Origin of the sequence: Streptomyces sp. NPDC090741, from assembly GCF_044769045.1 — a bacterium.
Taxonomy (GTDB): domain Bacteria; phylum Actinomycetota; class Actinomycetes; order Streptomycetales; family Streptomycetaceae; genus Streptomyces.
Map to the genome: position 1 here is coordinate 185,761 of NZ_JBIVXF010000018.1, position 14,082 is coordinate 199,842.

At 75.2% G+C, this 14,082-nt stretch carries 12 protein-coding genes; 3 read left to right on the forward strand and 9 right to left on the reverse strand.

The genetic code is table 11. From position 1 onward, the window contains the following. Positions 1-87: 87 nt before the first annotated feature. The 6 genes from ACIQU4_RS35825 to ACIQU4_RS35850 all read right to left on the reverse strand — a co-directional run bounded on the left by ACIQU4_RS35825 (position 88) and on the right by ACIQU4_RS35850 (position 7,919). Complete coding sequence (locus ACIQU4_RS35825) at positions 88-1,119, reverse strand: lactonase family protein (RefSeq protein WP_403740060.1); 1,032 nt, start codon at positions 1,117-1,119, stop codon at positions 88-90. A gap of 143 nt (positions 1,120-1,262) precedes the next feature. Then, a complete protein-coding gene (locus tag ACIQU4_RS35830) occupies positions 1,263-2,399 on the reverse strand; it encodes a nitric oxide synthase oxygenase (protein ID WP_403739970.1) in 1,137 nt (378 codons plus the stop codon). A gap of 228 nt (positions 2,400-2,627) precedes the next feature. Beyond that, entirely contained in the window at positions 2,628-4,121 is a 1,494-nt protein-coding gene (locus tag ACIQU4_RS35835; protein ID WP_403740063.1) for an FUSC family protein, read from the reverse strand. Positions 4,122-4,395: 274 nt separating this feature from the next. Next, on the reverse strand, positions 4,396-5,019 hold the full coding sequence (locus ACIQU4_RS35840; RefSeq protein WP_403739974.1) for a class I SAM-dependent methyltransferase: 624 nt from the start codon (positions 5,017-5,019) through the stop codon (positions 4,396-4,398). 110 nt (positions 5,020-5,129) lie between these two features. Continuing rightward, positions 5,130-7,277: an FUSC family protein gene (locus ACIQU4_RS35845; protein WP_403739976.1), complete on the reverse strand. Its 2,148-nt coding sequence runs from the start codon at positions 7,275-7,277 to the stop codon at positions 5,130-5,132. A gap of 48 nt (positions 7,278-7,325) precedes the next feature. Then, positions 7,326-7,919: a histidine phosphatase family protein gene (locus ACIQU4_RS35850; RefSeq protein WP_403739980.1), complete on the reverse strand. Its 594-nt coding sequence runs from the start codon at positions 7,917-7,919 to the stop codon at positions 7,326-7,328. 147 nt (positions 7,920-8,066) lie between these two features. Here ACIQU4_RS35850 and ACIQU4_RS35855 point away from each other — a divergent pair, with 147 nt between their 5' ends. Then, complete coding sequence (locus tag ACIQU4_RS35855; protein WP_403739982.1) at positions 8,067-8,666, forward strand: RNA polymerase sigma factor; 600 nt, start codon at positions 8,067-8,069, stop codon at positions 8,664-8,666. On the opposite strand, the gene ACIQU4_RS35860 is transcribed toward ACIQU4_RS35855, so the two are convergent. The 3 genes from ACIQU4_RS35860 to ACIQU4_RS35870 form a co-directional block, all read right to left on the reverse strand. Beyond that, complete coding sequence (locus ACIQU4_RS35860; RefSeq protein WP_403740066.1) at positions 8,593-9,558, reverse strand: MerR family transcriptional regulator; 966 nt, start codon at positions 9,556-9,558, stop codon at positions 8,593-8,595. The genes ACIQU4_RS35855 and ACIQU4_RS35860 overlap by 74 nt on opposite strands. A 138-nt stretch (positions 9,559-9,696) precedes the next feature. Then, a complete protein-coding gene (locus tag ACIQU4_RS35865; RefSeq protein WP_403739984.1) occupies positions 9,697-11,082 on the reverse strand; it encodes a cryptochrome/photolyase family protein in 1,386 nt (461 codons plus the stop codon). After that, positions 11,079-12,743, reverse strand: coding sequence for an SDR family oxidoreductase (locus ACIQU4_RS35870; RefSeq protein WP_403739986.1), 1,665 nt, complete (start codon positions 12,741-12,743; stop codon positions 11,079-11,081). Before ACIQU4_RS35870 ends, ACIQU4_RS35865 begins: the two co-directional genes overlap by 4 nt. Before the next feature lie 131 nt (positions 12,744-12,874). On the opposite strand from ACIQU4_RS35870, the gene ACIQU4_RS35875 reads away from it, so the two are divergent. Beyond that, positions 12,875-13,354, forward strand: a complete 480-nt coding sequence (locus ACIQU4_RS35875; protein ID WP_403739989.1) for an Lrp/AsnC family transcriptional regulator — start codon at positions 12,875-12,877, stop codon at positions 13,352-13,354. A gap of 46 nt (positions 13,355-13,400) precedes the next feature. Further along, positions 13,401-14,078 (forward strand): HAD family hydrolase, encoded by a 678-nt coding sequence (locus ACIQU4_RS35880; RefSeq protein WP_403739992.1) that lies wholly within the window; start codon positions 13,401-13,403, stop codon positions 14,076-14,078. Positions 14,079-14,082: the final 4 nt, after the last annotated feature.

A 14,082-nucleotide genomic window follows, 5' to 3' on the forward strand; every position in this document is an offset into this window, starting at 1 on the left:
TACGAGGGCCCGCGCCCCGGGAGTTGAACTCCTGGGGCGCGGGCCCTCGTCCGTGCGTACACGGCCGCGGGCAGTCGGGCAGTCGGATCAGGCGAAGACCACGCAGGTCGCGGCCGGCACCGGCACCGAGCCGGCCCGGCGCGGCTGCCCGGTCAGGGGGTCGACGTCGAACCAGGTGACGTCCCCGGAGCGCTCGTTGGCCGCGTACAGCCTGCGCCCCGAGGGGTCGGCGGCCAGGTCCCGCGGCCAGCTGCCGCCGCAGTCCACGCTGCCCACCAGCCGCGGCCTCTCGGCCCCGTCGGCGAGCGAGAGGGTGGCGATGGCGTCGGCTCCGCGCACGGCCGCCCACACGAAGCGGCCGTCGGGCGAGGCCACCACGGCCGACGGGTAGGCCCGTACGGCCCCTGGAGCGGCCTCGGACGCGACCGGAACCTCATCGATCGGTTCCAGTTGCCCGGAGCCGGCTTTCCAGCGGCAGACGGTCAGCTGCGGCTCCAGCTCGTGCAGGACGTAGACCACCTCGCCGCCCGGGTGGAAGGCGAGGTGGCGCGGGCCCGTCCCGGCACGCAGCACGGTCTCGCCGCGCAGGCGCAGCGCCCCGGTGGCCGGGTCCGGCGCGCAGACCCGGACCGAATCGGTGCCGAGGTCCACGCTGAGCACCCAGCGGCCGCTCGGATCGGGCAGCACCTGGTGGGCGTGCGGCCGTTCCTGGCGGCTCGCGTCGGGGCCCGAACCCTCGTGCGCGAGGACCGAGGCGGGCCCGGAGAAGCTGCCGTCCGCGGCGAGCGGGAGGCTGCTGACGCTGCCGGAGGTGTAGTTGGCGGTCAGCAGCCGGCGCCCGGCCACGCCGAGGTGGGTCGGACCGGAGCCGCCGACGCGGACGGCGGGGCCGAGGGCGGTGAGGCCCTCGGAGGTGGGCCGGAAGGCGGCGGCCGCACCCTGCTCCGTCTCGCTCACGGCGTAGAGCACCCCGGTGTCCCGGTCGAGGGCGAGGTACGAGGGGTCCGCGACCGCGTCGGTGGCGGAGAGGAAGGTCAGCGCACCGGTCGCCGGGTCCACGGCCGCGGTGGTGATGCCGCGGCCGCCTCCCGAGGTGAACGAGCCGATGTGGGCCCGCAGTCCGCCGCTCCGGCCATCCCTGCCGTCCGTGCCGCCCCTGCCGTCCGTGCCGTTCGCAAGATCCGTACCGTCCGCGCCGCCCACGGGATGCCCCTCTCCACCGTTCCGGATCGATCCGTGCGGAGCCGACGGTAACAGAAGGTCTAGACCAGATCCCGCCCTTGGGTCCGTTCCTGCGCGCCCGGGTGGTGCACGTACGCCGTCGAGCTCGGCCGGTCGTCGTACGTGCGGTGGAAGACCGGGGTCGCGGAGCCCGAGATCGGCGGCACGATCCAGGACCAGTCGGCGCCCACCTCCCGCCCCTTGCGCTCCTCGCGCTCCATGTGGCTGAGGAAGCGCCGGGATTCGCTGTGGTGGTCCGCGATGGTGACCCCGGCCCGGTCGAAGGAGTGCAGTACGGCCCGGTTGAGCTCGACGAGCGCGCGGTCCTTCCACAGCGAGCGGTCGCTGGCGGTGTCGAGGCCGAGGCGCCGGGCGACGGCGGGGAGGAGGTTGTACCGGTCGGTGTCCGCGAGGTTGCGGGCGCCGATCTCGGTCCCCATGTACCAGCCGTTGAAGGGCGCGGCCGGATAGTGGATGCCGCCGATCTCCAGGCACATGTTGGAGATGGCGGGTACGGCGTGCCAGCGCAGCCCCCAGTCCGCCCAGCCGGCGTCGTCGGGGTGCTCGATCGGGACTTCCAGCACGGCGTCCGCCGGGGTCTCGAACCAGCGGGGCTTGTCGTCGACGCCCTGGACCACCAGCGGCAGCAGATCGAACGGGGTGCCCGCGCCCCCGGTCCAGCCGAGGCCGAGCAGGGCGCTGGTGAGCGGTGCGTTGCGGGCGTCGCCCACGGTGACGGAGTGGTGGTCCCCGTATCCGGCGTACCGGACGAGCTGCTCGCTCCATATCAGCGGGCCGGGGCGGTCCGGGGTGTCCGGGGCGAAGACGGTGATGGTCGGTCTGACCCGGCCGCCGTTGGTCGCGTCGCGCAGGTGCTCGAAGCACTCGGCGGCTATGTCGTCGGCGTCGGTTATCTCGCGGCGGTCGCGCACGCGCAGCGAGTTCCAGTACAGCCTGCCGATGCAGCGGTTACTGTTGCGCCAGGCGACACGGGCCCCGTGGACGAGCTCCTGCGGGGTGTGCCGATAGCTTCCGGTGTCCGCGAGCTCGGCCCGCACGGCGGCGAGCCGGGCCCGCGGATCACCCGCCGGCGGATTCTCCCGGTGGAAGAGTCGGATGAACTCCTCGGCTGCTTCCCACACTTGGGCTGTGGTCGAGCGCTGTTGAAGTATTTCCATCCCGGGCGGTTACCCCCTGTCCGACCAGATCCACCCTGTACGTGCCAGATGAATGTGCTGTCAACAACCACCCGTTGTACATGCCGCAAGTCAGCGGCGTATGGCACGCACGGCCGGAACAACTCCACCGAGTGATCTTCGGGCCATTGCCCTGCGGAGCGGTCCTGACAGGGCGTAAGATCTGCCGCCATCAGGCCCCTGACCTCGTAGATCAGGACCCGGGCCGGATCAGGCGCCGATGGCGAGGGGCGCGCGGGGGTCGGTGCGCAGAGGGGTGTGGAGGGCCGCGAGGGCGTGCTCCAGGCCGTGCAGGTGCGCGAGGGCCGGCTCCGCGGCGGCGGGCCGGGGGTGGGCGGGAACGGCGCGTTCCGCCACGGCCCGAGGGGCGGTCAGCGCCTCCACGGCGCTCTCCACCCGCCAGCACGCGGCGGCCAGCCGGGCGTCGTGCGAGGCCTGCGGGTCGGCGGCGACGGCCACCAGTCCGCGCACCTCGCGGGCGCAGTCGTCGAGCAGCCCGAGGACCTGCCGGGCCCGGGCCTTGCGGGCGCGCAGCGGGCTCAGCGGGTGGACGAGGGGCGCGAGGGCCATCCGTACGCGGGCCAGCAGCAGTTCGAGTTCGGCGGCGTGCGGGGCGGGATCGGCCTCGGGGTCCCCGGCGAGGCGGCCCTGGGCGGCCGCCGTGGAGGCCCGTACGCAGTGCAGGGCGCGCTGGATCCAGGCGTCGTTGGCGGCGTGCGTGGTCACCGGGAGGACGAGCACCACGGCGAGGGCCGCGCCCAGCGCGCCGATCGCGGTCTCCTCGAAGCGCAGGAGCAGCAGGCCGGGGTGCAGGACGCCGAGGAGCCCGTAGAGCAGTCCGGCCATGACGGTGACGAAGAACATCATCCAGGAGTACGAGGGCGCCGCGGTGTAGAAGATCCCGAAGACGGATACCGCGACCAGGGCGGCGGTGGGCGCGGGCGCCCCGTGCAGGGGTACGGCGATCAGCAGCCCGGCGGCGATGCCGACGACCGTGCCGAGGACCCGGCGGAACCCGCGGACGAGGGTTTCGCCGCGGGAGGCGGTGTTGACGAAGATCCACCAGGCGGTGCCGACGGCCCAGTACCAGCGGTCGTCGGAGAGCGCCTGGCCGATGCCGAGCGCGAAGGCGCAGGCGGCGGTGGCCTGGAAGGCCTGCCGCGTGGTCGGCCGGGCCAGGCCGGTGCCGGGCAGGCCGGGCGGCGCGGCGGGCGGCGGGGTGCGCCGCTCGATCGGCCAGAGGAGGAACCGCACCGCTCCGGCGGACAGCAGCGCCAGCCCGACGGCGGCGTACAGCTCGGGCAGCTGGCCGGGCACGGCGTGCAGGAACTGGGTGACGAAGAACATCATGAAGCCGAAGATCCCGAGGGCGTGCCCGCGCGGCCCCCAGCGGCGGGCGTAGACCCCGGCGAACACGACGGCGAGGAAGGCGGCGTCCCGGGCGAGCGGCACCCCGTGCAGGGTGGTGGCCAGTGCGAGGACGGGGAATCCGGCGACGGGCAGCAGGGCGCTGGTCACGCGCTGGGCCCGCACGGTCGTGTCGAGCACGGTGAACAGGGTGAGCAGGGCCGCCAGTCCCCCGGTGATGGAAGCGGTGAGGGAGAGGCCGCAGAGCTCGGCCACGGCGACGGCGAGCCCGACGCCGAGCACGGCCCGCAGCGAGTTCCTCAGTCTCAGGCGCCCCGGATCCGGAGCCACGAACATCCTCTTCACGGCGGTGTGCCGCCCCCCTTGCAGTGGTGCGCGCCGGTCCGGCGTCCGCCCGGGGGTGGTGGGCGGCAGGCGGGCACGGCGAAGGCACCGCGCTCCGGACCGGCCTCGTTGCCGCCCGGCGCTGCGCGGCGCCGTAAGTACATGGATACGACACAGATAAGCATCCGAGGGCCCACTGGCTCAACACACCTCCGTATCACTGGGCCATTGGCCCAGTACTGAAGGGTATTCTTCGGCCACCTGCGGCCAACGGACCAGCGCTCGCTCAGGCGGGGCGGCGGGCGTAGCAGAAGAAGTGCTCCTCGGGCTCGACCCCCGCGGGCCGGAACAGCGCGGTGTGGTGCTCCACCACCTCCAGGCCTGCCGCGCCCAGCAGCCGCAGGTGCTCCGCCGGGGACAGACTGCTGACGGTGACCTCGTGCCCCATCCAGACGATGTCGAGGTCGCTGATGTCCCCCGGCACGGTCGCCAGAACGAAGTACCCGCCCGGCGCCACCCACGAGGCCATCCGCTGCAGAGCCGTCGCGATCGCCCGCTGGTCCATCACGAGCAGCGGGAAGAAGGAGCACACCGCGTCGAAGGGGCCCTCCGCGGGCTCGTACGTCCGGACGTCGGCCTGCTCGAAGCGGGCCTGCGGGACCCGGGAGCGCGCGAGGTCGACCATGTGCGCCGAGACGTCGATGCCGGTCACCGCGCAGCCGGCCCGCGCGAGCGCCTCGGCGGCCGGGCGGCCCGTACCGCTGCCGACGTCCAGGACGCGGGCGCCGGGGGCGAGGCGGGCGGTGAGCCAGTCCAGCGCCGCGAGCTGTCCGGGGACGCGCCCGAACACCTCCTCGTACCGTGCGCCGACGTCGTCGAAGACCTCTGCCGCGGACTTGCCACCCTTCATCGGCTCCCCCACCTTCACCCTCGATCCGTGTTCGCAGCGGCCCGGCCGGTCCGCACACCGTGGAGGTTCTGCCCGCGCCGGCGGCCGGGAAACGGCGGGGGTCCCGGCGCTCACCCCGGGGAGTGGGCCGCGGCGCGGCCCGACGCGATGAGCTGGAGGTCCGACGTCAGGGAGTCGAGCCAGGCCGTCGTGGCGAAGTACGCGGGCCCGGCATCGGGCGGCGCCGCGTCGGTGGGCGCGGGCAGTGTGTCCGGAAGGAGGGCTTGGGGGCCGCCCGGCGGGCCGTGCCGGGTCTTGCGCGGGGCGTCGGCCGCCGCCGCCGCGCGGCGCAGTCCGGCCGCCACCCGGGCCGCGTACTCCCGCAGTCCCGCCGCCTCACTGCGCGCGAGCGGCGTCCCGTCGGCGCTGCCCAGCACCCGCCCGCCGCCCCAGAGCACGTGGTGCCCGGTCATCACCGCGGCCTGCCAGTCGGCGCCGGGCCCCACCGGGCGCTGCGTCTCGGTCTGGTACTGGGCGTACGCCGACTCCGCCATCGTCAGCGTGAGCCGGACCCGGTGCTCCTCGTCCCCGGGGGATTCCGGGAGCCGCCCGGGCGCCGCGACGACGGCGGTGGTCGACTCGACGTCGTCGGCGCAGGCGCGCAGCAGCCCGGCCACCGCCCGGCCCAGTTCATCCTGGGCCCCGCGCGGCCAGGCGAACAGCCCGCACACGATCCCGATCGCGCTGCCGATGAGCACGTCCAGGAAGCGGACCTCGGCCAGCTGCCAGGTGACCGGCGCAAGCTGGGCGAAGACGACGGCGACGACCAGCGTGAACATCGCCTGCGCCCAGCCCACGCCCCGTACGGGACCGAGGGTGAACGTGAGCAGCATCAGCGGCGCGAGCGCGATCGCGTACACGGTGGACTCCTCGCGGGCCAGGGCGAGCACCGTGCCGGCGGCGAGCGCGCCCAGGCAGGTGCCGATCAGCGCGCTGCGCACGGTGCCCCGGGTCTGCACGGCGGTGGTCCGGGTGAGGCTGATGACCGCGAGCATGGCCCAGAAGCCGTGCGGGAGGGAGTCGAGCCCGGCCACGGTACGGGCCACCGCGAGGGCCAGCGCGATCCGTACGGCGTTCTGGAAGTGCACGGAGCGCGGCCCCGTGTGCGCGGCGAGCCGGTGCCACCAGAGGCGGGGGGTGCTCAGCCGGACGTACCAGAACCGGTCCGCCGCGTCCGCGTCCGGGTGCGCCCCGCGCCCCTCAACGGCGATCTCCGATGCCGTGCGGAGCGCCACGGCGGCGTCCGCGACCTCCAGCAGCGCGGCCTGCCGGCGGCGGGACTCGGGCAGGTCGGCCGGGGTACGGGCGTTGCGGGCGCGCAGGCGCAGCAGTTCCGCCGAGTCCACCGAGGGCGGGCGCCCGTCGCGGAGCAGGGTGGCGGTCCCGGTCGCCGATTCCCGGACCGCGCCGAGGAGGTCGAGCCCGGCCTGTCTCGGCTCCCGCCCGGCCGGCGGTGCGGGCAGGTTCCGCAGCCGGGAGAGCAGGGTGCGCGCGGCGAGCCCGGTGTGGGCCATGGCCCGCTCGCGCAGGCCCGGCCCGGCGGGCCGTTCGGCCTCCGGGACGCGGGAGGGGCGCAGCGCCTCGGCTGCTGCCCGGGCCCGGTCGGCAGCCGGAGCGGTCAGTACGTGGGGCGGCTGCCCCAGCGCGGCGGCGCACCGGGCCGCTTCGGCCGTGGCGCCCGCGGCCCGCTCCGCGTACGTCACCGGACGGGGGTCGGGCAGGATCAAGGCCTCGGCGAGGATCAGCAGCAGGAGGCCTGTGAGGGTGCCGACCAGCCGCTCGCCGAGGGTGTGCGGGAGGTACGGCGGGAAGCTCGGCAGGATGTACAGCAGTTGGAGCCCGGGTGCGGCGCCCGCCGGCCGGGGTCCGGCCGCTGCCGAGAAGGCCAGGCAGAAGCCGACGACGGCCATGCCGAGGACGGCGCTCCAGGTCCGTACGGCGAGGAAGGTGCCCACGGTCACCAGGAAGCAGGCCACCGGGAGCAGCCTGACCATGACGGCGGCCCGCTGCCGTCCGGTGCCCGGGATGCGGGCGAGCCCGGCCAGCGAGACGGCGGAGAAGAGGGCGTAGGTCGCGCCGATGGGCCGGTCGAATCCGTACAGGAACACGAAGAAACCGGTGCAGGCGGCGAGCGTGGTCCGGACGGCCCGTCGTGCGGCCGCCGGCGTCGGGCCGGTGCCCGTCCGGAGTTCCCGTTCGAGTTCCCCAAGGGCTCGCACGTTCTCAGAATCCCACGTGTACGGCCGCGGGACCCGGGGACGCGGAACTCAGGGGTGGGTGTTCCAGCCCGCGATCACCGGGAGGCCGTGTTCGGTGGACAGGATGCTGACCGTGCCGGTGCGCAGCAGGAAGAGCCGGCCGTCCTGCGGGGGCAGGCCCAGGTAACGGGCGGTCAGGACGCGCAGGAAGTGGCCGTGGGCGACGAGGACGGCATCGCCGCGGTCCTCGGCTAGGACCGCGGCCGCCCGGGCCAGGGCGCGGTCCGCGCGGGCGCCGACCTGGGCGGCGTTCTCGCCGGGGTGTTCGGCGTCGCCGGGCGGGACGCCGTCGGTCCACAGGGACCAGTGCGGCCGGGTCCGCCGGATCTCGGCCGTGGTGATGCCCTCGTAGCCGCCGTAGTCCCATTCGTACAGATCGGGGTCGGTGACGCCGCCGCTCAGTCCGGCGAGTTCGGCCGTGGCGACGGCCCGGCGCAGCGGGCTGGTCAGCACCAGGGCGAAGTGCCGGTCACGGAAGTACGGGGCCAGCGAGATGGCCTCCTCGACGCCGGTGGCGGTCAACGGGATGTCGGTCCGCCCGGTGTGGCGCCCGTTGGCGCTCCAGGCCGTCTCGCCGTGCCTCACCAGCAACAGGTCGCTCATGCTCCGGACCCTAAACCCTCCGGCATGTCGGCGCCGGAGGATTCCTGCTGTTCCGGGGCAGGACGGCGCGTTCGGGTACGGGTCCGGGAAATCGATGCGCAAACGCTGCGAGTGGCTCGTCGGGTGCGCACTCGTGAGGCTCGGAGCATGGACGAGAGCGAGCGCGAGGAGTGCGTCGCGGCGGGTTCCGCGGCGGGTTTCACGGCGGGTTTCGCGGCGGGCGACGAGCGGTGCATGGAGGCCGTCTACCGGCGCTGGCGGCCGCTGGTGCACTCGCTCGCCCACCGGTACCTGGGCGACGAGCGGGAGGCCGAGGACGTCACCCAGCAGGTGTTCCTCGCCGCCTGGCACGGCCGGCGCCGCTACCGGCCCGGGCCCGGCGGGCTAGGGGCCTGGATCACCGGCATCACCCGCCACAAGGTGGCCGACGCCCTGGAGGCGCGGACCCGGCGGGCCCGGGCGGCCGAGGCCGCCTCGCGCGCCTCCTGCGGTGCGGCCGAGCCTCCCGAAGGCCCGGCGCGGCAGGAGGCGGAGCAGGTCCTGGACCGGGTGCTGGTCCTCGGGGAGCTGGCCAGGCTGCCCTCCGAGCAGCGGAGGGTGCTGCACCTCGCCTTCTACGCAGACCTGACCCAGACGCAGATCGCGGACCGCACGGGGCTCCCCCTGGGCACCGTCAAGAGCCATATGCGAAGGGCCCTGCACCGGCTGCGCCGGTCGCTGCCCGAGGCGGCGCGAGCGACTCGATGACCGCGAGGCCCGAGCGCAGCCCGTACAGCCGCTCGGTGCGCGGCGCCGGTACGTCCGCGCCCCAGCCGGGTCCGGCGAGCAGCAGCGCCGGACGGGCCCGGGCACCGCGCAGTCCCCACTCGATGCCGGCCACCGAACGGGCCAGGGCCGGGTCGGCGGTCGTACGGGACTGCGCCCACAGGACGACGGTCCGCGGACCGGTGCGCCGCACGGCGTCGCGCAGGGCCTCGGCGGGCAGGGCGGCCCCGAACATCCGGGCCGGCACGCCCCGCTGGCCGAGGGCCGCGGTCAGGGCCTCGATGGGCAGGCTGTGCTGCTCGCCGGGGACGCAGGCGAGGAGTACCGGTGGGCTCCGGGGCGGCTCGGGCAGGGGCCGGATCCGGTGCAGCGCCGCGGAGATCTGCCAGGACAGCAGGTGCTCGACCTCCACGTAGCGCTCCCCGGCGGTGGCCCATTTGCGGCCCACGGCGTGCAGGGTCGGCGCGATGACCTCCTCCCAGGCCGTGACGAGGCCGTCCTCGGCCAAGGCCACCTCCAGCAGTTCCGCCACGGTCGGCGCGTCCAGGCGTACGGCGGCCCGCGAGAGCCCCCGGCACTCCGGACGGACAGCGCCGAGCGGCAGGGCGTCGGGCCCGCCGGGAGCAGGCGACGGCGCCGCCTCGGCGCGGCGCGCTCCGGGGGCCCCGCCGAGCGCGGCCCGGGCCGCCTCGGCCGGCGGCACCCCGTCGGCGGTGAGCCGGCACATCAGCTCCAGCCGGGCGATGTCCCCCGGGGTCCAGCGGCGGTGCCGGCCGGGCTCCCGGCGGGCCGGGCCGATCGCGTACCGGCGCTCCCAGGATCGCAGGGTCGTCGGCGAGACCCCGAGGCGGCGGGCGACCGCGCCGGTGCTCAGTGCGGCGGCGGGCCGGGGCGGCGGCGGTGTCTGGGGGTGGGGTGGCGTCTGGGGCGGCGGTGGCGTCTGGGGCGGCGGTGGTGTCTGGGGCACGCGGTCCACCCGCTCACGATAGGGCTCCGGGGCCGGGCCCGCCGTTCACTGCGCTCCCCGGCCGCTCCGGAACCGGTCGAGCCCGTCGGCGAGTTCCACGATCCGGTCCGGGTAGGCGTACCGGGCCCGCTCGGGCGCGGGCAGCCGCCAGGGCTCGTGCACCTTCGGGGCGTCCAGCCCGGCGAGCTCCGGCACCCAGCGGTGCACGAAGCGGCCCGCCGGGTCGTAACGCAGGCCCTGGCGCACCGGGTTGAGGACCCGGTTGGGTCGGGTGTCGGTGCCCGTCCCGGCCACCCACTGCCAGTTGAGCTGGTTGTTGGCGAGGTCCCCGTCCACCAGGAGGTCCAGGAAGTACCGGGCGCCGACCCGCCAGTCCACGTACAGGGTCTTGGTGAGGAAGCTGGCGGTGAGCAGCCTGCCCCGGTTGTGCATCCAGCCCTCGTGGCGGAGCTGGCGCATGGCCGCGTCGACCACCGGGTAGCCGGTGCGGCCCTCCTTCCAGGCCTCGGTCTCCTCCTCGGCGGCCGCCCCGGTACGCCAGCGGTCGCGGCGGTCGCGGTAGTCCCGTACGGCGGTCTCGGGGCGGGCGGCGAGCACTTGGTGGTGGAAGTCGCGCCAGCAGATCTGCCGGACGAAGGCCTCGGCTCCGGGGTCCGCGGCGGGGCCGGCGGCGGCGCGGGCTCGGTGGACGGCCTCGGTGGGCGAGAGCGTGCCGAAGTGCAGGTGCGGGGAGATCCGGGAGGTGGCGTCGCCGGCCATGTCGTCGTGGGAGTCCGCGTAGCGGGAGAGGCCCGCGCGCAGCCAGCGCCTGAGGAGGTCGCGGGCTTCGCGCTCGCCGCCGCGGGCAAGGCCCGGGGAGACCCCGGTGACGTCCGCGCGGCGCGGCAGCGGCTCGGAGCCGATGCCGCCGGGCACGCGGACGGAGCGTGGCGCGGGGGCGACGGCGCGGGGCGGCAGTTCCGACCAGCGGCGGAAGTACGGGGTGAACACGGCGAAGTGGTCGGATCCGGCGGGGAGCACGGCCCCGGGGGCGGCGACCGTGACCACCGCCTCGTGCACGTAGAGCCGCACGCCCTCGGCTTCGAGGGCGGCGCGCAGCCGTTCCTCGCGGGCGTGGGCGTACCCGCTGACCCCGGCCGCCATGTGGACCTCGTCGGCGTCGCACTCCCGGACGAGGGCGCGGACTTCGGCGACGGCGTCGCCGGAACGCAGCACCAGGCGGCCGCCGCGCTCGCGCAGTCCGGCGTCGAGATCGGCCAGGCAGTCGGCGAGGAAGGCCAGCCGGTTGGGCGCGGCGAAGCCGGCCGCGTCCACGGCCCGGTCGCGGACGAAGAGCGGCACCACCCGGTCGCAGGAGGAGAGGGCCGCGCGCAGCGGCGGATGGTCGTGCAGGCGCAGGTCGGAGGTGTACAGGACCACCGCGACGTTCATGGGTTCTCTCGCTCCGCGTCGGGACCGGGGGGACGGCTGTCGTCCGGTACTTCGGCGGACCGGGGCCGGCCGGATGCGGACCCGTCGGATACGGGTCCGTCGGATGCGGGCCCGTCGGATGCGGGGTCCCGGGTCGCGGCGGCCTCCTGGTCCAGGCGTTGCGCGGCGCGGGCGATGTTGCGGGCCATGCCGCCGAAGACGACGGCATGGAACGGCGACACGCTCCACCAGTAGAGGTGGCCGAGCAGCCCGTGCGGATGGAACAGGGCCCGCTGCCGGTACCGGGCGCCCCGGACGGCACCGCCCTGGTCCCGGCCCGGCGGCGCGGCCGGGTCCGCGTACATCTCCAGCCAGGCCAGCCCCGGCAGCCGCATCTCCGCGCGCAGCCTCAGCAGGCGGCCCGGTTCGATCTCCTCCACCCGCCAGAAGTCCAGGGAATCCCCGACCCGCAGCCGGACCGCGTCGCGTCGGCCGCGCCGGATGCCGACTCCGCCGACGAGCCGGTCGAGCCAGCCCCGTACGGCCCAGGCCGCCGGGAACGAGTACCAGCCGTTCTCCCCGCCGATGCCCTCCACCACCCGCCACAGCGCGGCGGGCGTGGCGTCGACCTCGCGTTCGCGCCGGTCGGTGTAGAGGCTGCCGCCCGCCCAGTCGGGGTCGGTCGGCAGCGGGTCGCTGGGCGTACCGGGCGGGGAGGCGGAGGACCAGCGGGTGGTCACGTTCGCCTCGCGCACCCGCCGCAGGGCCAGGGACACGGCCCGGTCGAAGCCGATCGGGGCGCCGGGCGGGTCGGGGACGTAGCGCGCGATGTCGTGTTCCGCGCACACGACCTCGTGGCGCAGGGATTCGGCGAGCGGCCGGGCCAGGGCCCGTGGCACGGGGGTGACGAGGCCGATCCAGTGGCTGGACAGCCGCGGGGTCAGCATCGGGACACGCAGGATGAGCCGGCGGGGCAGGGCGGCGACGGCGGCGTAGCGGCGCATCATCTCCTCGTACGTGAGCACGTCGGGACCGCCGATGTCGAAGGCGCGGCTGACCTCGGGCGGCATGGCGGCGCTGCCGACGAGGTAGCGCAGGACGTCGCGAACCGCGATGGGCTGGACGCGGGTGCCGACCCAGCTGGGGGTGACCATGACGGGGAGCCGTTCGGTCAGGTAGCGCAGCATTTCGAAGGAGGCCGAGCCGGAGCCGATGATGACGGCGGCGCGCAGGACGGTGGCCGGCACCCCGGAGCCGAGGAGGATCTCGCCGACCTCGGCGCGGGAGCGCAGGTGCGGGGAGAGGTCGCGGACCGGGATCCCGGCCGGGGTGAGCCCGCCGAGGTAGACGATGCGGCGGACGCCGGCCGCACGGGCCTGTTCCGCGAAGACGCGGGCGGCCGTGCGGTCGCGGTCCTCGAATCCGGATCCGGCTCCGAGGGCGTGGACGAGGTAGTAGGCGACGTCGATGCCGCGCAGGGCCGTCGCGACGGACTCGGCGTCGACGACGTCGCCGCGGACGACCTCGGTGTCCCCGGCCCACGGGTGGTCGCGCAGCTTCTCGGGGGACCGGGCCAGGCACCGGACGCGGTGTCCGGCGTCGAGGAGCTCGGGCACGAGGCGGCCCCCGATGTATCCGCTGGCCCCGGTGACCAGGCAGTGCAGACCGGTGGTGGCCTTCATCGCTCTCTCCGCTCCTCGAACGTGTCCGCCCGGCAGTCCCGTAAGGGATTCCCGCGGAACGGTGACGGCGGATGCACCTCGGCCGCATTCGCCGGAAGGGCACCGCACTGGGCCATTGGTACAGTCGCGGCATGGCGGTGGACGAGCTCGACACCCGGATCCTGCGTCTGCTGATCGAACAGCCGCGCACCAGCGTCCGCGAGTACGCCCGGACCCTCGGGGTCGCGCGCGGCACCCTGCAGGCCCGGCTGGACCGGCTGGAACGCACCGGGGTGATCACCGGAACGGGTCCCGTCCTCTCCCCCGCCGCACTCGGGCATCCGGTGCTGGCGTTCGTGCACATCGAGGTCACCCAGGGGCACCTGGACGAGGTGGGCGAGGCTCTCGCCGCCGTACCCGAGATCATCGAGGCCTTTTCGATCACCGGCGGCGGGGACCTGCTGACCCGGGTGGCGGCCCGGGACAACGGGCATCTGGAGGACGTGATCCAGCAGCTGATCCGGCTGCCGGGCGTGGTCCGCACCCGTACGGAGGTGGCGCTGCGCGAGCGCGTCGCGCACCGGCTGCTGCCGCTGGTGGAGTCCGTGGGACGGGCAGCGCGCAAATCCTGACAGGATGGCTGGGGCAGGCATGTAACCGGCAGGACGGGCAGAGCGGATGATCTCCGTCATATTCGATCTCGACGGCACCCTCGTGGACAGCGAGCCGAACTACTACGAGTCCGGGCGCCGCACCCTGGCGCGGCACGGGGTCCCGGATTTCACATGGGAGCAGCACGCGCGCTTCATCGGCATCGGCACCCTGGAGACGCTGGAGATCCTCAGGGACCGGTACGGGATCCAGGCCCCGGTGGAACAGCTGCTCGCCGAGCAGAACGCCGCCTACCTGGAGCTGGCCCGGGCCGGGACCGAGTCCTTCCCGGAGATGCGGAAGTTCGTGGAGCGGCTGCACGCGGAGGGGGTCCCGATGGCGGTGGCGTCCGGGTCCTCGCGCGAGGCGATCGACGCCGTGCTGGCGGGGACGGGCCTGGACGCGCTGCTGACCACGGTGGTCTCCGCCGAGGAGGTGGCGCACGGCAAGCCCGCCCCCGACGTGTTCCTGGAGGCGGCCCGCCGCCTCGGCGCGGACCCCGCCGACTGCGTGGTGGTCGAGGACGCGGCGCCGGGGGCGCAGGCCGCCCACGCGGCCGGCATGGCCTGCGTGGCGATCCCGTACGTGGCAGCGACCGCCAACGACCCGGCGTTCGCCGGTGCCGGCCTGCTGTTCCGCGGCGGGCAGCCCGATTTCAGCGCGGAGGCGGCCTACGAGTGGCTCTGCGAGCACCCGGCCGCCTGAATCG